The 21,906-nt window shown below is 62.9% G+C and carries 22 protein-coding genes; 16 read left to right on the top strand and 6 right to left on the bottom strand.

The window, feature by feature from the left end:
- Positions 1-35 precede the first annotated feature (35 nt).
- Complete coding sequence (locus VL598_RS13065; protein ID WP_325327149.1) at positions 36-869, bottom strand: IclR family transcriptional regulator; 834 nt, start codon at positions 867-869, stop codon at positions 36-38.
- Between the two features lie 158 nt (positions 870-1,027).
- On the opposite strand from VL598_RS13065, the gene VL598_RS13070 reads away from it, so the two are divergent.
- From VL598_RS13070 to iscX, 12 genes are all read left to right on the top strand, one after another.
- Positions 1,028-1,759 (top strand): (Fe-S)-binding protein, encoded by a 732-nt coding sequence (locus tag VL598_RS13070; RefSeq protein WP_325327150.1) that lies wholly within the window; start codon positions 1,028-1,030, stop codon positions 1,757-1,759.
- A gap of 33 nt (positions 1,760-1,792) precedes the next feature.
- Positions 1,793-3,238, top strand: coding sequence for a lactate utilization protein B (locus VL598_RS13075; RefSeq protein WP_325327151.1), 1,446 nt, complete (start codon positions 1,793-1,795; stop codon positions 3,236-3,238).
- A gap of 138 nt (positions 3,239-3,376) precedes the next feature.
- Positions 3,377-3,610: a hypothetical protein gene (locus VL598_RS13080; RefSeq protein ID WP_325327152.1), complete on the top strand. Its 234-nt coding sequence runs from the start codon at positions 3,377-3,379 to the stop codon at positions 3,608-3,610.
- Positions 3,611-3,814: 204 nt separating this feature from the next.
- Entirely contained in the window at positions 3,815-4,306 is a 492-nt protein-coding gene (locus tag VL598_RS13085; protein ID WP_325327153.1) for a low molecular weight protein-tyrosine-phosphatase, read from the top strand.
- 127 nt (positions 4,307-4,433) lie between these two features.
- Positions 4,434-4,961: a Fe-S cluster assembly transcriptional regulator IscR gene (gene iscR / locus VL598_RS13090; RefSeq protein WP_325327154.1), complete on the top strand. Its 528-nt coding sequence runs from the start codon at positions 4,434-4,436 to the stop codon at positions 4,959-4,961.
- A gap of 103 nt (positions 4,962-5,064) precedes the next feature.
- Positions 5,065-6,288 (top strand): IscS subfamily cysteine desulfurase, encoded by a 1,224-nt coding sequence (locus tag VL598_RS13095; protein ID WP_325327155.1) that lies wholly within the window; start codon positions 5,065-5,067, stop codon positions 6,286-6,288.
- Between the two features lie 71 nt (positions 6,289-6,359).
- Entirely contained in the window at positions 6,360-6,785 is a 426-nt protein-coding gene (gene iscU, locus VL598_RS13100; RefSeq protein ID WP_325327156.1) for a Fe-S cluster assembly scaffold IscU, read from the top strand.
- 7 nt (positions 6,786-6,792) lie between these two features.
- Positions 6,793-7,116, top strand: a complete 324-nt coding sequence (gene iscA / locus VL598_RS13105) for an iron-sulfur cluster assembly protein IscA (protein WP_325327157.1) — start codon at positions 6,793-6,795, stop codon at positions 7,114-7,116.
- 243 nt (positions 7,117-7,359) lie between these two features.
- Positions 7,360-7,887, top strand: coding sequence for a Fe-S protein assembly co-chaperone HscB (gene hscB, locus VL598_RS13110; RefSeq protein ID WP_325327158.1), 528 nt, complete (start codon positions 7,360-7,362; stop codon positions 7,885-7,887).
- Between the two features lie 95 nt (positions 7,888-7,982).
- Positions 7,983-9,848, top strand: coding sequence for a Fe-S protein assembly chaperone HscA (gene hscA, locus VL598_RS13115; protein ID WP_325327159.1), 1,866 nt, complete (start codon positions 7,983-7,985; stop codon positions 9,846-9,848).
- A gap of 109 nt (positions 9,849-9,957) precedes the next feature.
- Positions 9,958-10,299, top strand: coding sequence for an ISC system 2Fe-2S type ferredoxin (fdx, locus tag VL598_RS13120; protein ID WP_325327160.1), 342 nt, complete (start codon positions 9,958-9,960; stop codon positions 10,297-10,299).
- 22 nt (positions 10,300-10,321) lie between these two features.
- Complete coding sequence (iscX, locus tag VL598_RS13125; RefSeq protein ID WP_325327161.1) at positions 10,322-10,519, top strand: Fe-S cluster assembly protein IscX; 198 nt, start codon at positions 10,322-10,324, stop codon at positions 10,517-10,519.
- 116 nt (positions 10,520-10,635) lie between these two features.
- Here iscX and VL598_RS13130 read toward each other — a convergent pair whose 3' ends face one another.
- From VL598_RS13130 to VL598_RS13150, 5 genes are all read right to left on the bottom strand, one after another.
- Positions 10,636-11,445, bottom strand: a complete 810-nt coding sequence (locus tag VL598_RS13130; protein WP_325327162.1) for a glycine zipper 2TM domain-containing protein — start codon at positions 11,443-11,445, stop codon at positions 10,636-10,638.
- A 262-nt stretch (positions 11,446-11,707) separates the two neighbouring features.
- Entirely contained in the window at positions 11,708-13,237 is a 1,530-nt protein-coding gene (gene lysS, locus VL598_RS13135; protein WP_325327163.1) for a lysine--tRNA ligase, read from the bottom strand.
- A gap of 10 nt (positions 13,238-13,247) precedes the next feature.
- Positions 13,248-14,352, bottom strand: a protein-coding gene (prfB, locus tag VL598_RS13140; protein WP_325327164.1) for a peptide chain release factor 2 whose coding sequence is annotated in 2 segments (ribosomal slippage) — positions 13,248-14,270 and positions 14,272-14,352 — 1,104 coding nt in all. Because the reading frame shifts where the segments join, the coding sequence is not laid out codon by codon here.
- Between the two features lie 296 nt (positions 14,353-14,648).
- Positions 14,649-16,370 carry a single-stranded-DNA-specific exonuclease RecJ gene (recJ, locus tag VL598_RS13145; protein WP_325327165.1) on the bottom strand — a complete coding sequence of 574 codons (1,722 nt, stop codon included), beginning with the start codon at positions 16,368-16,370 and terminating at the stop codon, positions 14,649-14,651.
- 94 nt (positions 16,371-16,464) lie between these two features.
- Positions 16,465-17,559 carry a regulator gene (locus VL598_RS13150; protein WP_325327166.1) on the bottom strand — a complete coding sequence of 365 codons (1,095 nt, stop codon included), beginning with the start codon at positions 17,557-17,559 and terminating at the stop codon, positions 16,465-16,467.
- A 98-nt stretch (positions 17,560-17,657) separates the two neighbouring features.
- On the opposite strand from VL598_RS13150, the gene VL598_RS13155 reads away from it, so the two are divergent.
- The 4 genes from VL598_RS13155 to VL598_RS13170 all read left to right on the top strand — a co-directional run.
- Positions 17,658-18,911, top strand: coding sequence for a lipoprotein-releasing ABC transporter permease subunit (locus VL598_RS13155; protein WP_325327167.1), 1,254 nt, complete (start codon positions 17,658-17,660; stop codon positions 18,909-18,911).
- Between the two features lie 25 nt (positions 18,912-18,936).
- Positions 18,937-19,662, top strand: a complete 726-nt coding sequence (gene lolD / locus VL598_RS13160; protein ID WP_325327171.1) for a lipoprotein-releasing ABC transporter ATP-binding protein LolD — start codon at positions 18,937-18,939, stop codon at positions 19,660-19,662.
- A gap of 41 nt (positions 19,663-19,703) precedes the next feature.
- A complete protein-coding gene (locus VL598_RS13165) occupies positions 19,704-20,492 on the top strand; it encodes a TatD family hydrolase (protein ID WP_325327168.1) in 789 nt (262 codons plus the stop codon).
- Positions 20,493-20,544: 52 nt separating this feature from the next.
- Positions 20,545-21,906 (top strand): ComEC/Rec2 family competence protein (locus tag VL598_RS13170; protein WP_325327169.1); only part of this gene is annotated, 1,362 nt, incomplete at its 3' end.

A 21,906-nucleotide genomic window follows, 5' to 3' on the forward strand; every position in this document is an offset into this window, starting at 1 on the left:
TTGAGCCGTCGCAGACAGCGGGCCCCGCACCGAGTTCAGCCGGTTTTTGCAGCCCTCGTGACGTTTTCGCCGTTGCTCGCTTCGGCGGAGACAACCGTGTCGGGGCGATATCCAAGCGATTCGGAGATAACAAGCGCCGTCTGGCTCAAATGGTCGAGCCATGCTTCTTGCAGTCGGTCAGCCGGGGCGGATAGCGAGAGGCCGGCAACCAGCTTGCCGGTATCGTCGTAAATGCCAGCTGCGATGCAGCGCACGCCCAACTCAAGCTCTTCGTTATCGCGGGCACATGCCTGTTGGCGCACCTGCGTCAATTCGCGTTCGAGCTTGGAGATGTCGGTAATGCTGTTCTGCGTGTGCCCGGAAAGTCCCGTTCGCGTCGCGTAGGCGCGCACGCGCGAGGCTTCGTCTGCCGCAAGAAAAAGCTTGCCCACGGACGTAAGGTGCAGTGGCGCGCGCCCGCCGATTGCCCGCACGACTTGCATGCCCGAGCGCTCGGAGTACGCGCGTTCGATGTAGACGATCTCGTCACCCTGACGCACGGACAAATTGACTGTCTGGCCCGTCAATCGATGAAGCTCGCGCATAGGAGTCAGCGCCGCATCGCGCACCGACAGCCGTGCTTTGACGAGGTTGCCAAGCTCGAGCAGGCGCATGCCGAGCCGGTAGGTTCCGGGATCCGAGCGATCGACAAGGCGACAAGTCACCATGTCGTTGAGGATGCGGTGCGCCGTTGACGGATGAAGCTCCGTGCGTAAGGCGAGTTCCTTGAGACTGACCGGGTCGCTATGTGCCGCGAGCGCGTCCAGTAGGCGCATCATGCGCTCGATGACCTGGATCGATGTTTTGGTGTCCGGGTTCGTGTCGCTCATCGTCGATCTGAGGGCGCAGAGCAAAAGACCATTGTATCTCGTATCGTGAAAAAAGCGAACGCATGCCGAATGGTCGGTTGGCGCCATTCGGGGGAATTTCCCGTAGTCAATGTAAATAAACCACGCATAATGGCAACGTTCTTCTCAACGGAGTCGACATGCGAGTCGGATTGTACGTCACCTGCCTCATCGACCTGATGCGCCCTGAGATCGGTTTTTCGGTCGTCAAGCTGATCGAGGCCGCTGGGTTCGAGGTAGTTGTGCCGCCTGCGCAGACCTGCTGCGGGCAACCCGCCTACAACTCGGGCGAGCGGCGGATTGCACGCGATCTGGCGGAGAAGCTGCTGCGGGAATTCGAACAGTTCGACTATGTGGTCGTGCCTTCGGGATCCTGTGCGGGCATGATCGCGGTGCACTACAACGACCTTTTCCAGGACGACCCTGAGCTAATGGGCCGCTTTGGGCAGTTGCGCGTCAAAGTGTACGAGTTGACCGATTTCCTCGTCAATGTGGCGAAGATCGAGTTGCCACGCGGCAGCTTTGTGGGCCCGGTGACGTATCACGATTCGTGCTCGGGTCTGCGTGAATTGGGCATCAAGGCGCAACCCCGCGCGCTGCTTGCGCAAGTGGGCGTCGAAATCGCGGAAATGACGGGGTGCGAGCACTGTTGCGGTTTCGGCGGGACGTTCGCGCTCAAGTACGGCAATATCTCGACGGCGATCGTGGACGAGAAGTGCGAGAACATCCGCGCAAGCGGGGCGGAAACCGTCGTGCTCGGCGACCTCGGCTGTATGCTGAACATCGAAGGGCGCCTGCGGCGCGCCGGCGATTCGACGACGCGCGTCCTCCATATCGCCCAAGTGCTGGCTCAAGACGTGCGGGACGTCTGATTCGCCCGACCTTTCTCGTTACACGGGGCCTTCATGCAAGTCCAATCGATTCACTTCAAAGCGCGGGCAAAAGACAGTCTCGGCAACGCGCGTCTTCAGCGCAACCTGACGAAGTTGTCGACGAAGTTTGTCTCAGCTCGTGCAGTTGCCATGGAAGCGATCGACTTCCAGGCGACGCGTGCCGAACTGAAGGCGCGCCGCGACCGCGCGTTGGCCAACCTCGACGTCTGGCTCGAAACATTCGAGCGCGAAGCGGCGCGACGCGGCACGACGGTCCTGTTCGCCGAGACCACGCGCGACGCGGCACGCCTTGTCGCCGAAATCGCCCGCAAGCACGAGGTCAAAAAGGTCATCAAGACGAAATCGATGGTCTCCGAGGAAATGCGCCTGAACGCAGTGCTCGGCGAAATGGGCGTGCAGTCGATGGAGACGGATCTCGGCGAGTACATCCTGCAGCTCAACGACAACGAGCCACCGAGCCACATCATCGCCCCGGCGCTGCACAAGGACAAGGATGAGGTTGCCGATCTCTTCGCCAGGAAGCACGCTCGCGCACGCCTGACCGACATCCCGGAGATGACGCATGAGGCGCGCGAGATGCTGCGGCCCCACTTCATGTCTGCCGACATGGGCGTGACGGGCGGCAACTTCTTGATCGCCGAGACGGGTTCGGTCGTACTCGTCACCAACGAGGGGAACGAGGGGATGTGCACGGTGATGCCGCGTGTGCATGTCGCTGTGACGGGCATCGAAAAGGTGCTGCCGACGCTCGAGGATCTCGCAGTTGCCATGCGGCTCTTGCCGCGCTCGGCCACAGGGCAGGCGGCATCGAATTATTTTTCGCTGCTGACGGGCCATCGAGGCGAGCAGGACGGCGATGGCCCGGAGCACAACTATGTGGTGCTCGTCGACGGCGGGCGTACCGGCCTTATCGGCGGGGCATTTCAAGAGATGCTGCGCTGCATCCGCTGCGGCGCATGCATGAATCATTGCCCGGTGTATCAGAAGATCGGCGGTCACGCGTACGGCTGGGTCTACCCAGGCCCGATGGGCTCCGTCCTCACACCGAGTTACACGGGGCTCGACAAAGCACTCGACTTGCCGCAGGCGGCCACGCTGTGCGGAGAGTGCAACAGTGTTTGTCCTGTCGGCATTCCCATTTCGGATCTGCTGCGAAAGCTCCGTGAAAAGCAAGTGGAACGGCGCCTGCGCCCGCCTGCGGAGCGCGCGGCGCTCGCTGTATGGGGCTTTCTCGCGGTAAGGCCGTCGCTGTATGGGCTCGTCACCAAGCTGGCCGTACGCGTGCTCGAAAAAATGGGGGGGCGCAATCGGTCGATCGCACGTTTGCCGTTCGGCCAGGGATGGACAGCGACGCGTGAGATGCCGGCCCCAGTCGGTCGCACATTCCGCGAGCTATACGCCGCCCAGCGCAGTCACGTAGACAGCACCAAGCGCGGGCGTCATGTGGGCACGTCTTAATCGATTGTTGGTTGTCCCGCAATAGTCTTTTCTCTTTTCGCATCTTTGTTTTGATAGCTGTCAGCTATAGAATTACTCTTCGTGATAGGGTTGGTGCGTGAGCAGCACGCGCCTGCTGAGATGAAGAGGGGCGTAAAGATGAAAACGGCAATTTTGACCTATTGGCCGCTCGCGGTAGCGGTGACGCTCGGTGGGCTTGCGGCGGCGCAGGCGTACGGCAGCAAGGCGCCGCACACGCCGTTGGCGGTGGAACAAGTGGGCGCTGAACTGGCGCGCACGGTCTCATATGGCTTGATCGATGATCGTTCGGCGTTGCCGTCGCCGGTTGAGACGCGTGGCGTTTCCAGTTCCGAGTTGCAGCAAGCGTCATAAGCGCGGCGAACCTATAATGGCGGGTCGGCTTTACATGGGGCCTGAGTAAGCACCAAAGCGCTAACGGCTCTGCATGGGCCGGAGTAGGCGCTAAAGCGCTAACAGCTCTGCATGGGACTGGAGTAGGCGCTAAAGCGCCAACTCCGGTCGACATCCGGTCGACACTCGTAATCGTCCCTGATCTACCGATTGGATTTCATCTCGATGAAAACTGTCGCTGTCTGCTTCGTGTGTCTGGGCAACATCTGTCGTTCGCCAACGGCTGAGGGCGTCCTGCGCGCGCAAATCGAAGCGGCAGGCTTGCAGAATCGCATCATCGTCGATTCGGCTGGCACGGGCGACTGGCACGCGGGTCAAGCGCCGGATGAGCGTGCACAAGCCGCCGCGCGCCAACGCGGGTACGATCTGTCACTGCTGCGCGCCCGGCAAGTGGTGCACGAAGATTTCGAACGATTCGATCTGCTGCTCGCGATGGATGAAGCAAATCTCGGCCAATTGCGCCAGCTTTGCCCCGCCCATCATCGAGCCAAGGTGCGGCTTTTGATGGAATTTGCGCAACAGCCGGCTTTGCGTGAGGTACCCGACCCGTTTTTTGGCGGAAACGAGGGCTTCGAGCAGGTGCTGGATCAATGCGAATCGGCTTGCCTCGGGCTTCTCGCCCACCTGAGCACTGCGCTCACAGACCGGGTGGTGTGACCGGGGAGTAGGCAGGAATCAGCACTCCGTCCCCAAAGCCCACAATCGAGACGCGGATACTTGACTAAATCTGTCATGTATTTATACTCGAGTGCAATTGTCAAGAATTCCGGTTTCCCCGCATACCATGAGACTCACCACAAAGGGCCGTTTCGCCGTTACGGCGATGATTGACTTGGCGCTTCGCCAGGATCAAGGGCCGGTGACGCTCGCCGGCATCAGCCAGCGTCAGCGCATTTCGCTGTCTTACCTGGAGCAACTGTTCGGCAAGCTGCGTCGCCACGAGATCGTGGAATCGGTGCGCGGGCCGGGTGGCGGTTACAACCTTGCGCGCAGGGCCAAAGAGGTGACGGTCGCGGACATCATCATCGCCGTCGACGAGCCGCTCGATGCGACACAGTGCGGCGGCAAAGGGTCGTGCGAAGGCACGAAGCAGAGCGACGGTCACTGTATGACGCACGAGCTTTGGTCGACGCTGAACCAGAAAATGGTCGAGTACCTCGATTCGGTTTCGCTGCAAGATCTGGTCGATCAGCAGCGCTCGCGCGAGGGCGCCTCGACTGTGCTCCATGACCGGCGCAACGAGCCGGAGTCACTCGAGCCGACACGGCACGCGATAGGCCCCAACTCGGTGTTCAATATCGCCAATACGTAACCCCGTAACCCGATTTCAATGCGCCGCTGATCGGAAGAACGGCAACGCGTTTCACGCAGGGCGCTGTACGCAAAAACAAAGAGATTTCCCCCGGAGTCAATTGATGATCAACGATATGCCCCACCTGCCCATCTACATGGACTACAGTGCGACGACGCCTGTTGATCCACGCGTGGCGGATAAGATGATTCCTTACTTGCGGGAGCAGTTCGGCAACCCCGCGTCACGCAGCCATTCCTATGGATGGGATGCGGAGCGCGCGGTCGAGGAGGCCCGCGAGCAAGTCGCGGCACTCGTGGGTGCCGATCCGCGCGAAATTGTGTGGACCTCAGGGGCGACGGAGTCGAACAACCTGGCGATCAAGGGCGCTGCCCACTTCTATCACAGCCGTGGCAAGCACATCGTCACGCTCAAGACCGAGCACAAGGCCGTGCTTGATACCTGCCGGGAACTCGAGCGCCAGGGCTTTGAGGTGACCTATCTCGACGTGCAAGAGGACGGACTGATCGATCTCGAAGCGTTCAAGGCGGCGCTGCGTCCCGACACGATTCTTGCTTCGGTCATGTTCGTGAACAACGAGATCGGCGTCATCCAGGACATCGAGGCGATCAGTGAGATCTGCCGCGCGAAGAACATCGTGTTCCATGTCGACGCGGCGCAGGCCACGGGCAAGGTCGAAATCGACTTGAGCCGCCTGAAGGTCGATCTGATGTCGTTTTCGGCGCACAAGACCTATGGTCCGAAGGGCATCGGTGCGCTCTATGTGCGACGCAAACCGCGTGTGCGTATCGAGGCACAAATGCACGGCGGCGGTCATGAGCGCGGCATGCGCTCCGGCACGCTGGCGCCCCACCAGATCGTGGGCATGGGTGAAGCGTTTCGCATCGCCCGCGAGGAAATGGCCACGGAGAACGAGCGCGTGCGCGCGCTGCGTGACCGGTTGCTGCGCGGCCTCTCGGAGATGGAAGAGGTCTACGTGAATGGCGACATGGAGCGCCGCGTCGCGCACAACCTCAACGTGAGCTTCAACTTCGTCGAGGGCGAGTCGCTGATCATGGCGGTGAAGGACGTCGCCGTTTCGTCAGGCTCCGCATGCACGTCGGCTTCGCTCGAACCGTCGTATGTGTTGCGTGCGCTGGGCCGCAACGACGAACTCGCGCACAGCTCGATCCGCTTCACGGTGGGCCGTTTCACGACGGAGCAAGAGGTGGATTACGTCGTCGATCTGCTGAAGAAGAAGATCGGCAAGTTGCGCGAACTCTCTCCGCTTTGGGAAATGCATCAGGACGGCATCGACCTGTCGACGATCAAGTGGGCAGCGCATTGAATTGAACGACAAAAGGGCTGCGGCGCGCACGGCCGCCGCGGCGCGATGAAACGAATCTAGGAGTTTTGACCATGTCTTACAGCAGCAAAGTGTTGGATCACTACGAGAATCCCCGTAACGTCGGTTCGTTCGCGAAGGATGACGACGCTGTGGGCACCGGCATGGTCGGCGCACCCGCTTGCGGCGACGTCATGAAGCTGCAAATCCGCGTCGGCGAAAACGGCATCATCGAAGACGCCAAGTTCAAGACGTACGGGTGCGGCTCGGCTATCGCGTCGAGCTCGCTGGTCACCGAATGGGTCAAGGGCAAGTCGCTCGACGAGGCGCTCGCGATCAAGAACACGCAAATCGCGGAGGAACTGGCCCTGCCGCCGGTGAAAATTCACTGCTCGATCCTCGCTGAGGATGCCATCAAAGCCGCAGTGGCCGATTACCGGCAACGCCATGCCGACGGTGCCGGCGAAGCGGCGCAAGAGGCCAACCAGCAAGTTGCTTGAATGAGCTATGGCAATCACATTGACTGACAAGGCGGCGCAGCACGTTCAGAAGTTCTTGGTGCGTCGCGGCAAGGGCGTTGGTCTGCGGCTCGGCGTCCGGACGACGGGCTGCTCGGGCCTCGCCTACAAGCTCGAGTATGTCGATGAGATCGAGCCTGAAGACCAAGTCTTCGAGTCCAACGGCGTGAAGGTCGTGGTCGACCCGAAGAGCCTTGCCTACATCGACGGCACGGAGCTCGACTTTGCGCGCGAAGGGTTGAACGAGGGATTCAAGTTCAACAATCCGAACGTGAAGGATGAGTGCGGCTGCGGCGAATCGTTCCGCGTCTAGCGGATCGCCCCGTTGCGCTGGAGCGGCGTTGACGCCGTGTGCCTACTGGGCTCGACGGGGGAAACGCGTAATTTTCTCGCTGTGGTCCCCGTGTGCTTGATCGGAAAAAGAGGGCGGCGAAGGCCGCCTTTTTGTTCTCCGGGGCGACGCCGACGCACACTCACTCCGTCATCGGCGCCTGCCGAATACGTGCTAATTCCTTGCCGCGCGGCAACGCCGTGGCGCGACCGACAACCGACTTTCATGGCCTCGATCCAACAAAGCCACTTCGAACTTTTTCATCTGCCGACGCAGTTCGCCCTCGACGCCAGTGCGCTGGAGACGGCCTATCGCACGGTGCAGGCCCAGGTGCACCCGGACAAGTTCGCAGCCGCGGGCGATGCGCAAAAGCGCATTGCCATGCAATGGGCGGCGCGTGCCAACGAGGCCTACAGCACGTTGCGAGACCCGTTGAAGCGGGCCGCATACCTGCTGTCGTTGCGGGGTGTCGACGTCGGCGCCGAAAACAATACGGCGATGGAACCGGCTTTCCTCATGCAGCAGATGGAGTGGCGTGAGCGTGTCGAGGATGCTGCAGGCGCGAGAAACGTTGGCGAGTTGGTCAGCTTGCTCGATGAATTGCGGGACGAGGAGCGGGGTCGTTTGGCTAAACTCGGTGCGCTCGTCGATAGCGGTGCCGATCAGGCCGCAGCCGAGGCGGTGCGGCAGCTGATGTTCATCGAGCGTGTCGTGGCTGAAGTCGGCACGCAAATCGAAAGGCTCGAGCACTGAAGCCTCTTCTACTTTTCAGGCGCCTGTATTTTGCTGCGGGCTCGGCGAGAGCCGGCTCATAATGGCGGGGCACGAAACCCCGATAAGAACCCCACATGGCTTTACTGCAAATCTCCGAACCCGGCATGGCGCCCGCGCCGCACCAGCGTCGTCTTGCCGTTGGCATCGATCTAGGAACGACAAACTCGCTCGTCGCCGCGCTGCGCAGCGGCGTTCCCGACGCACTGCCCGATGATGGCGGGCGCGTCCTGCTTCCGTCGGTCGTGCGCTACCTCGCCGACGGTGGGCGCCGTATCGGACACACGGCGAAGGAAGAGGCGGCGACCGATCCGCGTAACACGATCGTCTCCGTCAAACGTTTCATGGGGCGGGGCAAGGCCGAGGTAGAGGGCGCCGAGAACGCGCCGTACGACTTTGTCGATGCGCCCGGGATGGTGCAAATCCGCACCGTCGCCGGGGTAAAGAGCCCTGTCGAAGTTTCTGCCGAAATTCTGGCCACGCTGCGCCAGCGCGCCGAAGACACGCTCGGCGACGAACTGGTCGGCGCCGTCATCACCGTGCCGGCCTACTTCGATGAGGCGCAGCGCCAAGCGACGAAAGACGCGGCGCGCCTCGCCGGGGTCAACGTGCTGCGGCTCTTGAATGAGCCGACCGCGGCGGCCATCGCCTATGGGCTCGATCAGGGAGCGGAAGGGCTTTACGCCGTCTATGACCTCGGCGGCGGCACTTTCGACCTGTCGATTCTCAAGCTCACGAAGGGTGTTTTCGAGGTGCTGGCCACGGGCGGCGACTCAGCTTTGGGTGGCGATGATTTCGATCACGTTCTGTTTCGTCATGTGCTGAACGAAGCCAGGCTCGCGCCGCAAGACCTTACGCCCGAGGATGTGCGTCATCTGCTCGATTGCGTGCGCGCCACGAAGGAAGGTTTGTCGACGGCGGCCGAAATCCGCCTCGAAGCGACGCTCTCGAACGGCACGCGTATTGCCCAATCGATCACCGAGTCTGTATTTGCCTCGCTAGTCGAACAACTCGTCGAGCGCACGCTCACGCCGACGAGAAAGGCGCTGCGTGATGCAAAGATTGCGCCGGCCGACGTCAAGGGTGTCGTACTTGTCGGCGGCGCGACGCGCATGCCGGTGATTCGCCGCGCCGTCGAAGCATTTTTCGGCCAGCCGCCGCTGACAAATTTGAACCCCGACGAGGTTGTCGCGCTGGGTGCGGCAATTCAGGCCGATTTGCTGGCCGGCAACCGGGGCGGCGACGATTGGCTGTTGCTCGATGTGATTCCGCTGTCGCTCGGCGTTGAGACGATGGGCGGGCTCGTCGAAAAGATCATTCCGCGCAATTCGACGATTCCGGTGGCGCGCGCACAGGAATTTACGACGTTCAAGGACGGCCAGACGGCCATGGCAATTCACGTCGTGCAAGGCGAGCGCGAGCTCGTCTCGGACTGCCGCTCACTCGCTCGCTTTGAACTGCGCGGCATCCCGCCAATGACGGCGGGGGCGGCACGCATTCGCGTCACGTACCAAGTCGATGCCGACGGATTGCTCTCGGTGTTCGCGCGCGAGCAACATTCGGGTGTTGAAGCGTCCGTGGTCGTCAAGCCGTCTTATGGTCTCGCGGACGACGAAATTGCCCGCATGCTGGAAGACAGCTTCAAGTCGGCCGAGGTCGATATGCGTGCGCGAGCACTGCGCGAAGCGCAGGTCGAAGCACAACGCTTGATCGAAGCCACGGAAGCGGCGCTCGACGCCGACGGCGAATTGCTCGAAGCGGCTGAGCTTGCGGACATCGAGGCCGCGATGGACAGCTTGCGCCAAGCGACGAAAGCGGACGACGCCGACGCAATCGAGGCGGCGACGAAGTCGCTCGCTACTGCAACGGACGAATTCGCCGCACGCCGTATGGACAAGAGCATTCGCACGGCGCTGAAGGGCCGAAAGCTCGACGAAATTTGAAGGCCACGCCGGCGCTGGCGGCTCGATGCCGCTTGTGCTGGCGCCTGCAACCCAATTACGGCGCCGGCCAAGCACCGGAGCCCCATTTCACTGACCGAACGGAATTCGTATGTCGCAAATCGTTGTGCTGCCCCATGTCGAACTGTGCCCGGAGGGGGCGGTCATCGAGGCCGAACCGGGCAAAAGCATCTGCGCCACGCTGATCGAAAACGGGATCGAAATCGAGCACGCATGCGAAATGTCTTGCGCGTGCACGACCTGTCATGTGATCGTACGTGAGGGTTTCAACGCGCTGGTTCCGTCGGAGGAAACCGAGGACGATCTGCTCGACAAAGCGTGGGGTCTCGAGCCGACTTCGCGGCTTTCGTGCCAGGCCCTCGTGCCCGCCGACGAAGATCTGGTCGTTGAAATTCCGCGCTATTCAATCAATCACGCGAAGGAAAATCACTGAGCGACTCAGGAGGGAGCAAGCCATGAGGTGGACGGATGTACAAGAAATCGCGATGGCCCTCACCGACAAGCACGGCGACGTCGATCCGCAATACGTGCGGTTCACGGATTTGCATCGGTGGGTGACGGAACTGGAGGAGTTTGAAGACGATCCCGACCGCTCGAACGAGAAGATTCTCGAAGCGATCCAGCTAGCCTGGATCGAAGACGCGGCGGAGTAGTCCGGCAGACTGATCCGCGTGGCCGGCAGCGACGTGTTCGGAGCAATGCCTGCAACTTGCGGCAACAAAAAAAGCGATCCATCAAATGGATCGCTTTTTTTTTGTACATTACCCGGCTAGCGGGCTGCGAGCGTCCCGTGCTCGATCCGCACCGGCTGCCCCTGCTGGAAAGGTGGCGGCTGGCGGTAGGTGAAGTAACGCAGCCGGCCGTTTTGCATCCGCACGCGGACTTGATAGTCCGTTTCGCTGCGCACTTGCTTTTCCACCGCATTACCGGCAAAGCCCCCGCCTACCGCCCCAAGGATCGTCATGGCGGTGCGGCCCGTTCCTGCGCCGAACTGATTGCCCACGAGGCCTCCAGCCAAGGCGCCGCCGACAGCACCGATGCCGGTGCCATGGCCAGGATGACGTACCGCCGCGATTGATTCGACGGTGCCGCAGTTGGCGCACGCGGCGACTGGCGGTTGCTGCGGGGAATAGGGTTGCTGGACCGACTCGGCTTGCTGGCTCGCGGTGGAATAGGGCTGTGGCCCCGAGTAAGCTTGCTGAGTGGGCACCGCATCCACGCCTTGGACTGACTGATCCGCGTAAGGTCCCTGGCTGTTCGGCGGGGTGGCCGGCACGAGTGGGGATTGCGCCGGGATTTGTTGTTGTCCCGCTGCCGTTGGTGAAGTTTGCTGCTGAGGGGCTCGAGCGGGTTGAGCGGCGAGCGCGGTGGCATTCGTCGCAGGCGGGAGCGCATTGCCGATTGCCTGCTTGGTGATCAGCGCGGACTGAGACTGGTCGCTTTGCTCGCCGGTGCCGGAGGCTTTCGAAAAGAGGCCAGTGACGGCCGCCGTGGCAGCCAAGCTGGCAACGACGACAGCCGCGGCTGCCGTGGCGATCAGCGGATGCAAACGGCGCGGCGATCCGGAGGGGTGATCCATGGCTGACCTTTACGGAACGATGTTGTTTAGACAGTGTTCCTTAAAGGGTGCGGTCGGACGTTTCTATTTGTAACGGATTGCGCGGACAGGGGAAACATCGCGCATCGCTATTACGGCGCGGGTGTTGCGATTCGTCGTGCAGACGAGTTGCAATGCGAGTTGAATTGCGGGTTCGGTACGCACGCTTCGGCAGACCGAATGTCGACAAGCGCCGCACAGGATTTACGAAAGGTTACAAACCTGTGCGGCGTGCAAGCAACGCTCAATCTTCGCGCCGCAGATGGGGGAAAAGGATGACGTCGCGGATGCTCGGGCTATCGGTGAGCAGCATAACGAGGCGGTCGATACCGATGCCGCAGCCGCCGGTTGGCGCCATGCCGTACTCAAGCGCGCGAATGTAGTCGGCGTCGTAATACATCGCCTCTTCGTCGCCTGCATCCTTTTGCTCGACCTGCTTTTTGAAACGTGCAGCTTGGTCTTCAGGATCGTTGAGCTCAGAGAAGCCGTTGGCAATTTCGCGGCCCGTCATGAAAAGCTCAAAACGCTCCGTGATGCCATCGACCGTATCCGATGCCCGAGCAAGCGGCGACACTTCCAAGGGATAGTCGATGATGAACGTCGGCTCCCAAAGCTGCGATTCCGCCGTCTCTTCGAAAAGCGCCAACTGCAGCGCGCCCACACCTGCGTTGAGGAAGGCGGGTTGCGTCGTGTCGACGCCAAAGCGCTTCAGTTCGGTGCGCAAGAATGTGACGTCACGCAGTTGCTCCTCGGTGTAATCCGGCGCGTGCTTGCGAATCGCCTGCGTGATAGTCAGCCGATGGAAGGGCTTGGCGAGATCGAGCTCCCGCCCTTGATAGACGATCGTGGCCGTGCCGAGTGCATCGATCGCGGTTTGCCGGATCAACTGCTCCGTGAAGTCCATGATCCACACATAATCCGTGTAGGCCGCATAGAACTCCATCATCGTGAACTCGGGATTGTGCCGAGGCGACACCCCTTCGTTACGGAAGTTGCGATTGATCTCGAAGACGCGCTCAAAGCCGCCGACGATCAGCCGCTTCAAATAGAGCTCCGGCGCAATGCGCATGAACATCTGCATGTCGAGCGCATTGTGGTGCGTGACGAATGGCTTGGCCGCAGCGCCCCCGGGAATCGGGTGCAGCATGGGCGTCTCGACTTCCATGAAAGCCGCATCGGCCATGAATTTGCGGATCGACGACACCGCCTTCGTGCGTGCAAGGAACGTGTTGCGCGCTTCGGGCGTGACGATGAGATCGACATAACGCTGGCGATAGCGCGTTTCCTGGTCGGCGAGGCCGTGGAACTTGTCCGGCAGCGGGCGCAGCGCCTTCGAGAGCAGGCGCAGCTCCGTGCAACGCACCGACAACTCGCCCTTGTTCGTGCGAAAGAGCACGCCGCGCGCCGCAATGATGTCGCCAAGATCCCACTTCTTGAAGGCTTCGTACGTCTCGGCGCCCACGTCGGCGGGTGTCACGAAGAACTGGATCTGGCCAGAACCGTCCTGCACCGTCGCGAAGCTCGCTTTGCCCATCACGCGCTTGAGCATCATCCGGCCCGCTACGGCGACCGGCAGCGGCGTGGCCTCGAGCGTGTCCTTGTCGGTATCGGCGTAGGCCGTCTGCAGTTCGCCTGCGCGATGCGTCGGACGGAAGTCGTTCGGGTAAGCAATGCCCGACTCGCGCAGCGCATTCAGTTTTTCGCGGCGCTCGGCGATGATTTTGTTTTCGTCGGCGGCGCTGTTGTCCAGACTCGGTAGGGTCGATTCGGTCATGATCTCTACTTCAAACGCCTTGCTTGAGGCTCGCGCCGATGAAATCGTCGAGGTCTCCGTCAAGCACGGCTTTGGTGTTGCTGATTTCAACGTTCGTGCGCAAATCCTTCACGCGGCTTTGATCGAGCACATACGAGCGGATCTGATGGCCCCAGCCGACGTCGGTCTTGCTCGATTCGAGCTTGTCCTGCTCGGCCTGGCGTTTGCGCAGCTCGGCCTCGTAAAGGCGCGATTTCAGCATGGCCATGGCTTCGGCACGGTTGCGGTGCTGCGAACGGTCGTTCTGGCACTGCACGACAATGCCCGAGGGCATGTGCGTAATGCGCACGGCCGAATCGGTCTTGTTGATGTGCTGACCGCCAGCGCCCGATGCGCGGAACGTATCGATGCGCAAATCGGCGGGATTGATGTCGACCTCGATCGAATCGTCGACTTCCGGGTAGACGAACACCGACGAGAACGAGGTATGGCGTCCGCCCGACGAATCGAACGGCGACTTGCGCACGAGCCGGTGAATGCCTGTTTCCGTGCGCAGGAAGCCGTACGCGTATTCGCCTTCGACCTTGATCGTCGCGCTCTTGATGCCGGCCACATCGCCCTCGGACTCTTCGAGCACCTCGGTCTTGAACCCTTTGCGCTCACAGTAACGCAGATACTGGCGCAGCAGCATCGACGCCCAATCGCACGCCTCGGTGCCGCCGGCCCCAGCCTGAATATCGATGAACGCATTGTTCGGATCGGCCGGATTGGCAAACATCCGCCGGAATTCCATGTCGGCAACGCGATGTTCGAGCGACCCTGCATCGGCCTCGCAGGCGACGAGCGTCTCGTCGTCGTTTTCTTCGCGCGCCATCTCGAAAAGATCCTGCGCATCGCGCAGATCGTTATCGAGCGCGGAAAGGGCGAGCACCACGCCTTCCAGTGACTTTTTTTCCCTGCCGAGAGCCTGAGCGTGCTTGGAATCGTTCCAGACGTTCGGGTCTTCCAGTTCCTTGTTGACTTCGGCTAGACGCGCCGCTTTGGCGTCGTAGTCAAAGATACCCCCGTAGCTCGCCCGCGCGCAGGCGCAGGTCCGCAAGAGAGCTCTCGATCGCGTTCAGACGTTCCGCTTCCATGTCGATCAGATTTTGATTCTGCGTAAAAGCGGAAATTATAGCCGAACAGGGCCTTCAGCCGACGACTACAGGCCGAAGGCAGCGAGCGACAGTGGTCCAAACATACCCGCAAGTTTCGATCACGAGCGCCGGGGAGATGCCACATCGACACGCTGCGACCGGGGCGCGAGAACAGGGCGCTGCCTCCGTCTCCCCTATGGGCACTTCGGCAGCGACAACCATTGTCGTCGCGGCGGGTGCCACGCGAGTGCGCACCCGTTGCGCGGTCAAGCTGTGTCGATCGGTCTCAAGCGCTCTCAAGCGGCGTCGGACGCCGTGGCGTGCTCGATGATCAGCTGTACGCGCGACACGCCGTTCCACGTGTCCGAAGCCAGCCGGTAGGCAACGTGCGCGCGTGCCGGTAGCGACTCCGTACGGTTGAACCAGATTGCCTGGAACCGCTGGCGGCCGCGCATCAACTGCAGCCGCAGGTGCTTATCCTTCACGAGGGCTTGCGATGCCACCTCGAAATGGCCCGAAAAGGTGGGGGCGGGAAAGCCTTGGCCCCAGACGGCCGACTCGAGCATCTCGACGAACTGCGGGGTGAAGTAAGCGTCCTCGAGGTCGCCGTCTGTCGTGACCACCCGCGCGAGGGCGTCTTCCGTCAGCCATTCTCGGCCGACCGCCTCGAATGCGGCGGCAAAGCGTGTGACGTCGGCCGCGGCGAGCGTCACGCCGGCCGCCATCGCATGCCCACCGAACTTGGCCAAGAGTCCTGGCTCGCGCTTGGAAACGAGATCGAGGGCGTCGCGCAAATGAAACCCGGCAATCGAGCGGCCTGAGCCCTTCACGAGCGTGCCGCTTGCGTCAGCGGGCGCAAAAGTGAAAGCCGGCCGGTAGAATTTTTCCTTGAGCCGGCCCGCGACAATGCCGATGACGCCCTGGTGCCAATCGGGATTGAAGAGAGTGATCGTCGCCGAGCTGTCCGGGGTCAGTGCTGCCATGTCGATGAGGGCTTGCTCCTGCATGCCTGCTTCGATCTCGCGGCGCTCGCGGTTGATCGCATCGAGTTGCTGGGCCAACTCCCAGGCGCGGCCAGCGTCGTCCGTGATCAGGCACTCGATCCCGAGCGACATGTCGGACAACCGCCCCGCGGCATTCAGGCGCGGGCCGACGGCGAAGCCGAGATCGAAACCGGAGGCCGTGCGTGCATCGCGGCCCGCTGCGCGCAAAAGGGCGGCGACGCCCGGCTGCATCCGGCCGCGGCGCATTCGCGCAAGCCCCTGCGCGACCAGCACGCGATTATTGCCATCGAGCTTGACGACGTCGGCCACGGTGCCGAGCGCAACGAGGTCGAGCAGGCCGTCGAGACGGGGCTCGGTCGTGCTGTCGTTGCCGAACGCGCCACGCTCGCGTAAGTGCGCGCGCAGCGCGAGCAGTACATAGAACATGACGCCGACGCCGGCGAGGCACTTGCTCGGAAAGTCGCAGCCGGGCTGGTTCGGGTTGACGATGGTGCACGCGGCCGGCAATTCGTCGCCGGGCAGATGATGGTCGGTGACGAGCACGTCGATGCCGCGCGAGCGCGCCGCGGCGACGCCATCGACGCTGGCAATGCCGTTGTCGACCGTGATGAGCAGATCGGGCGGGCCTGCTGGCCGACTCGCCGCCAATTCGACGATTTCGGGCGTGAGGCCGTAGCCGTACTCGAAGCGATTCGGCACGAGATAGTCGACTTGGGCCCCGAACATACGTAGCCCGCGTACGGCGACAGCGCAGGCGGTTGCCCCGTCGCAGTCATAGTCGGCCACGACGAGAAGCCGCTGCTTGGCGTCGATCGCACGAGCGAGCACCGCCGCCGCTTCATGAGTACCTTTGAGTGCGAACGGGGAAAGGAGCTTCGAGAGCGTCGTTTCGATTTCGTCGGGCAAGCGCACGCCGCGCGCGGCGTAAAGGCGGGCCAGCACGGGATGAAGGCCGTGGCGGGTCAGCGCCGCTTCGTCAGCAGGCGAGGGCGCGCGGGTCGCGATTCGAGTCATGAGAATGAAAAGTCAAGCGGTGCGCGCGGAGCGTTGAGCGCATCGCGCGAAAAAGGAGGGAGACGCCAGCGTAGGCCGCGGCACGCGCCGCGCTTCATTCGACGAGCGACGCAAGCACGCGCCGGCGCCAGAACCGCCGCAAGTCGCCGCGTGTTGTGCTGAGCGTCGTGGAACCGGTCTCGCCGGTCAACGTCATCGTGAGCGCTCCGATGCGCCCGGCTTCGAGCGCGGCAAGCGCCGGTGCGAACCACTCGCGTTCGAGCTCGGCAAGCGCTGCGCTCCAGGCCGTCCAGTCCTGTTGCACGAACGGTGCGCAAAAGGGTTCGAGTTCGACCAGCGTCGTGCCGTTTGCATTTACATTTGCATTTGCGGCTGACAGCGCGTTGAAGCTGGGCGGCGCCGCGGACGAATCGACGCCTGCCCCAAGCGCAAGACCGCGTGTGGCCGTAGCATTGGAAAACACCTGCGCAAACGGGCTTTTGACTCGCTGGGCGGCGCCTTGCGAGTGCAGCCAGAGTGCATTGACAACCGGGGCGCCACGCGCCTCGCGCGACGTATTGACCGGGTGCTCGAACCACGCCATCTGCACTTCGTTTTGCAACTTCATCCAGGCGCGCGAACGCTGGCCCGTGTGCGCGTCGTGAGGCAGCCAGATTTCGATGCTGCGCCCGCTGGCGCGCAACGGCGAGGCGCTCGCAAGCGCTCCGAGCACCTCGCCGGAGAGATACCAGCGCGCAGGCGTCGGCGCCTCGATGCGTACGCCCAACTCCTCGACGAGCGGCTTTGCGACGGCAAAGAGGGCGGCGGCTTCTTCTGCGCTGAGTTCGAGCGCAGCAGGATCGACGAGCACGAGATGATCGTGCGCGATGCGCACATGCGCGGGCTCCACGCAGGCCCACACCGCGTCGCCAGGTGTGCCACCATCGGCGATCAGCATGTAGGGCGCGAGCGGCGCCTCGTCGACGGTGCACGAGGCGACGGCGCCGAATTGACGTGCGATCCAGCGCTCGTGGGGAAGGGTGCGCTGAAAATCTTCGCCGGCGATCCGCTCGACGAGCGTCGAGCGCGCGAGCAGCTTGTCGAGCGCGGGGCTTTGCAGGCTGCGCAGGGCGCTCGAAGCGTCGGCCGCGCTCGGCAGCGCGAACGGAAGCAGCAGGTGAAGATGTTTGGCGTTCATGATGGTGCGCATTGTATGGCAAACTGCGCCCTGGATCGGGGGCATACCCCGTGCGGCACACGCATTGGGCCGTGGGGCCTGCCGCCGCGAAACCGGATCGAAGGACTCGCTTGAAGCTTCCGTACGAATGGCAAATCGGCTGGCGCTATACGCGCGCCGGCAAACGCACGACCGGCAACGGTTTCATCTCATTCATCGCGCTCGTGTCCATGTCAGGCATCGCGCTCGGGGTGGCCGCGCTGATCGTCGTGCTTTCCGTGATGAACGGCTTTCAGAAGGAGGTGCGCGACCGCATGTTGTCTGTGCTCGCGCACGTCGAAATCTTTTCCCCCACCGGCGTCATGCCCGACTGGGCTCTGACCGCAGATGAGGCGCGGCGCAACCCGGCCGTGATCGGCGCGGCGCCGTACGTCGACGCGCAGGCGCTGCTCACGCGGCAAGATGCGGTGAGCGGCGTCGCTCTGCGTGGCGTCGACCCGGCCCTCGAGCCGCAGGTCTCCGATATCGATAAGGACATGAAGGCGGGCCGGCTCACCGATCTCGTGCCCGGGCAGTTCAACATCGTGCTGGGTGCTGACCTTGCGGTTAACCTTGGCGTGTCGGTCGGCGACAAGATCACGCTCGTTGCGCCCGAAGGTTCGATCACGCCGGCTGGCATGATGCCGCGCCTGAAGCAGTTCACGGTGGCCGGCGTGTTCCAGTCGGGCCACTACGAGTACGACAGCTCGCTCGCGCTCGTGAACATCCACGACGCGGAGGCCCTTTTCCGGGTGCCGGCGCCGACCGGCGTGCGGCTTCGCCTGAAAGACATGCAGGAGGCGCCGCGCGTGGCGCACGAACTCGCGAGCACTTTGTCGGGCGATCTCTATATCCGCGACTGGACCCAGCAGAACAAGACTTGGTTTTCAGCTGTGAAGATTGAAAAACGCATGATGTTCATCATCCTCACGCTCATCATCGCGGTGGCGGCATTTAACCTCGTGTCGTCGCTCGTGATGACAGTCACCAACAAGCAGGCCGATATTGCCATCCTGCGCACGCTGGGCGCCCAGCCCGGCTCGATCATGAAGATCTTTGTCGTGCAGGGCATGACGATCGGCTTCGTGGGCACCGCAACTGGCGTCGCGCTCGGTTGTCTCATTGCATGGAGCATCCCGTGGCTCGTGCCGATGATCGAGCACCTCTTCGGCGTGCAGTTCCTGCCGCCATCGGTGTACTTCATCAGCGAGCTGCCGTCGGAGCTGGTTCCTGGCGATGTCGTCAAAATTGGCGTCATTGCATTCGTGCTGTCGTGCCTGGCAACGCTCTATCCGAGCTGGCGCGGCGCCAAGATTCGCCCGGCCGAGGCGCTGCGCTATGAATGAGCTCATGACCGATCGATCGAATCCGATGGGGGCCACCGACAGCGAGCGGCGCCTCGCCGATGAGTGCGTGCTCGATGCGACGGGTATTTCGAAGTCGTTCGTGCAGGGCGGCCTCAACGTGCACGTGCTCAACAACGCCAGCCTGACGGTACGGCGCGGCGAAAAGCTCGCTATTGTCGGCGCTTCGGGTTCGGGCAAGAGCACGCTGCTACACGTGCTCGGCGGGCTCGACGAACCGAGTGCAGGGCGTGTGTCGCTGCTCGGCAAGCCGTTTACCGAACTGGCCGAACGCGAACGCAACGACTTGCGTAACCGTGCGCTTGGCTTCGTCTACCAGTTTCACCACCTGTTGCCGGAGTTCAGCGCGCTCGATAACGTCGCGATGCCATTGCGCATTCGGCGTCTATCGACCGATGAGGCCCGACGGGACGCACTCGAGATGCTCGAGCGCGTGGGGCTCGGCCATCGCGCAAAGCATCGGCCCGGGGAGTTGTCGGGCGGTGAGCGGCAGCGCGTCGCCATCGCGCGCGCGCTCGTCACGAAGCCGGCCTGCGTGCTGGCCGACGAGCCCACCGGCAACCTCGATGGCGGGACGGCCGATACAGTCTTCAACCTGATGCTCGAGCTCTCGGAGAAGATGGCCACCAGCTTCGTGATCGTGACGCACGATTCCGACCTCGCCGGACGGTGCGATCGCACACTGCGCTTGCGTGATGGCATTTTGCGCGAGGATCCGTCGGTACCTGTCTAACTGAATCGTTATCGGCGTTTCACGACAAGGCGACTCAAGTCATGTGGATCGACACGCACTGCCACCTCGACGCCACGGAATTCGATGCGGATCGCGACGGCGTGGCGCGTGCCGCTGAGCAGGCCGGGGTCGCACAGATCGTCATTCCGGCTGTCGCGCGCGCCAACTTCTCAGCGGTGCGAGCGCTCGCGCAGCGCGTCACGGGCGGTGCCTATGCGCTGGGAATCCACCCCCTCTATACGCCGTATGCAACTGACGACGATCTTCAGGCGCTGCGTGCAGAAATCGAAACGAGCCTCGCCGATCCACATTTCGTCGGCATCGGCGAAATCGGCCTCGACTACTTCGTGCCCGGGCTCGATGCCGAGCGGCAATGGTTTTTCTATGAGACGCAATTGAAGCTCGCGCGTGAGTTCGATTTGCCCGTCATCTGCCATGTCCGCAAATCGCAGGACAAGGTGCTGAAAGGGTTGCGTCTCGTGGGCGTAAAGCAAGGCATCGCTCACGCGTTCAACGGCAGCTTCCAGCAGGCGGATGCATTCATCGCGCAAGGCATGCACCTGGGTTTCGGCGGCAACGTCACGTTCGAGCGCGCGCGACAGATCCGGCGCCTTGCGGCCGAACTGCCGCTCGAGGCCATTGTGCTCGAAACCGACGCCCCCGACATCCCGCCCGCCTGGCGGTACAAAGAGCGCAACACGCCCGGCGAGACCGCGCGCATCGGGACTGTGATGGCCGAGTTGCGCGGCATCGCAGTCGACTATTTGGCCGTAGGCACGACGGCTAACGCACGCGCCGCGCTGCCACGCCTTTCGCTTTCCTGCCGATAATCGTCCCCTCGAAAAGCGCGGCGCGCGGCGCCGCTCGCAGGGAGGGGGATCGATGCGGCTCGTGCTGGGCGGGTTCGTGCTCGGCGTTGTCATCTTGCAGCAGCAGGCGGTTTTGCCTGGCGCGCTCGCATGGAGCGTCGGCGCAGCGTTGTTGGTGATGGCGGTGGTGATTGCCGCAGACATATCGAGGCGCAGACCGGCGAGTCACAAGGTGGTGCCTTACGTCCGCCTGCTCGCAGCGCTCAGGGTGGGCGCATGCGTCGTTGCCGCCTTGCTGGTCGGCTGCGGCTATGCCGCTTGGCGTGCCGATCTGCGTTTGCGCTGCGCATTGCCGCCGGAATGGGAAGGGCGCGACATCGCGCTGACGGGGCATGTGCGCGGCTTGCCTGCGCGCGATGCCACAAGCGTGCGCTTTCTGCTCGCGCTCGACGCAGACGAGGTTCGTCGCGCCCATGGCGTCGCGCATTTTCCCCGGGTCGTTCAACTCATTTGGTCGCGCCGCGATGGCGGCAGTCCGCCGCGGATCGTGCCGGGCGAGCGTTGGGAGCTGACGGCTCGGTTGAAACGACCGCACGGCCACGCGAACTTCGGCGCTCGCGACACGGAAGCGGCGCTTTTCGCGCGCGGCGTGCGGGCGACCGGCTACGTTGTCGCGCCCGCCAGGGCGCGGCGTCTTCCCGGTACCGACGGCGGGCTCTCGTCGACGATCGACCGCTGGCGTTTAACCCTCGCCACGCGCATCGAAGCCGCGTTGCCGGATGCCGCGCATCGCGGCATCGTCATGGCGTTGGCGATCGGTGCGCAGGACGCGATCGACGCGGCCGACCGCGTCGTTTTGCGGCGCACCGGCACGAGCCACCTCGTGGCCATCTCCGGGCTGCACATCGGCTTCGTCGCCGGTTTATGCGCGACGGTGGCCGCCTGGCTTTGGCGACGCTCATGTTTCATCGGCGCGGCGTTGGCACGCAATGGCGCGCGCGAGTGGCCGCTCGTCGCGCCAACTCCCATCGTAGCGGCCGTCGCTGGCACCCTCTGTGCAACTTGCTACGCCGCGCTGGCGGGTTTCAACGTGCCGGCGCAACGCGCGTTGTGGATGCTCGTTGTCGTCAGCTTCGCCTTCGCGCTCGGGCGCAGCGTGGCGCCGTCGCTGGGCCTCGCCTGGGCTGCGGCCCTCGTCGTGCTCGTTGATCCGTGGGCCGTCGTTGCTGCGGGCTTCTGGCTCTCGTTTGGCGCCGTCGTGGTCATTTCGTGGGCGTTGCACGGGCGATTACGTATGCGCTCAGTCGATGACACCCCCATCGACACAGAGATTGATCCCTTCGATGAGCACAATGGCTTCAGGGGCGCACGGCCGGACACATGGCGCAGCAAAGTGCGCAGGCGCTTTCGGAACGCACGCGAGCAATTGGCTGTT

The organism is Trinickia sp. (genome assembly GCF_035492435.1).
Classification (GTDB): Bacteria; Pseudomonadota; Gammaproteobacteria; order Burkholderiales; family Burkholderiaceae; genus Trinickia.

What these genes read in the sequence shown, in the direction of transcription:
- VL598_RS13065 (WP_325327149.1), bottom strand. Translation starts at nt 869, where the DNA reads ATGAGCGACACGAACCCGGACACCAAAACATCGATCCAGGTCATCGAG.
- VL598_RS13070 (WP_325327150.1), top strand. Translation starts at nt 1,028, where the DNA reads ATGCGAGTCGGATTGTACGTCACCTGCCTCATCGACCTGATGCGCCCT.
- VL598_RS13075 (WP_325327151.1), top strand. Translation starts at nt 1,793, where the DNA reads ATGCAAGTCCAATCGATTCACTTCAAAGCGCGGGCAAAAGACAGTCTC.
- VL598_RS13080 (WP_325327152.1), top strand. Translation starts at nt 3,377, where the DNA reads ATGAAAACGGCAATTTTGACCTATTGGCCGCTCGCGGTAGCGGTGACG.
- VL598_RS13085 (WP_325327153.1), top strand. Translation starts at nt 3,815, where the DNA reads ATGAAAACTGTCGCTGTCTGCTTCGTGTGTCTGGGCAACATCTGTCGT.
- iscR (WP_325327154.1), top strand. Translation starts at nt 4,434, where the DNA reads ATGAGACTCACCACAAAGGGCCGTTTCGCCGTTACGGCGATGATTGAC.
- VL598_RS13095 (WP_325327155.1), top strand. Translation starts at nt 5,065, where the DNA reads ATGATCAACGATATGCCCCACCTGCCCATCTACATGGACTACAGTGCG.
- iscU (WP_325327156.1), top strand. Translation starts at nt 6,360, where the DNA reads ATGTCTTACAGCAGCAAAGTGTTGGATCACTACGAGAATCCCCGTAAC.
- iscA (WP_325327157.1), top strand. Translation starts at nt 6,793, where the DNA reads ATGGCAATCACATTGACTGACAAGGCGGCGCAGCACGTTCAGAAGTTC.
- hscB (WP_325327158.1), top strand. Translation starts at nt 7,360, where the DNA reads ATGGCCTCGATCCAACAAAGCCACTTCGAACTTTTTCATCTGCCGACG.
- hscA (WP_325327159.1), top strand. Translation starts at nt 7,983, where the DNA reads ATGGCTTTACTGCAAATCTCCGAACCCGGCATGGCGCCCGCGCCGCAC.
- fdx (WP_325327160.1), top strand. Translation starts at nt 9,958, where the DNA reads ATGTCGCAAATCGTTGTGCTGCCCCATGTCGAACTGTGCCCGGAGGGG.
- iscX (WP_325327161.1), top strand. Translation starts at nt 10,322, where the DNA reads ATGAGGTGGACGGATGTACAAGAAATCGCGATGGCCCTCACCGACAAG.
- VL598_RS13130 (WP_325327162.1), bottom strand. Translation starts at nt 11,445, where the DNA reads ATGGATCACCCCTCCGGATCGCCGCGCCGTTTGCATCCGCTGATCGCC.
- lysS (WP_325327163.1), bottom strand. Translation starts at nt 13,237, where the DNA reads ATGACCGAATCGACCCTACCGAGTCTGGACAACAGCGCCGCCGACGAA.
- recJ (WP_325327165.1), bottom strand. Translation starts at nt 16,370, where the DNA reads ATGACTCGAATCGCGACCCGCGCGCCCTCGCCTGCTGACGAAGCGGCG.
- VL598_RS13150 (WP_325327166.1), bottom strand. Translation starts at nt 17,559, where the DNA reads ATGCGCACCATCATGAACGCCAAACATCTTCACCTGCTGCTTCCGTTC.
- lolD (WP_325327171.1), top strand. Translation starts at nt 18,937, where the DNA reads ATGGGGGCCACCGACAGCGAGCGGCGCCTCGCCGATGAGTGCGTGCTC.
- VL598_RS13165 (WP_325327168.1), top strand. Translation starts at nt 19,704, where the DNA reads ATGTGGATCGACACGCACTGCCACCTCGACGCCACGGAATTCGATGCG.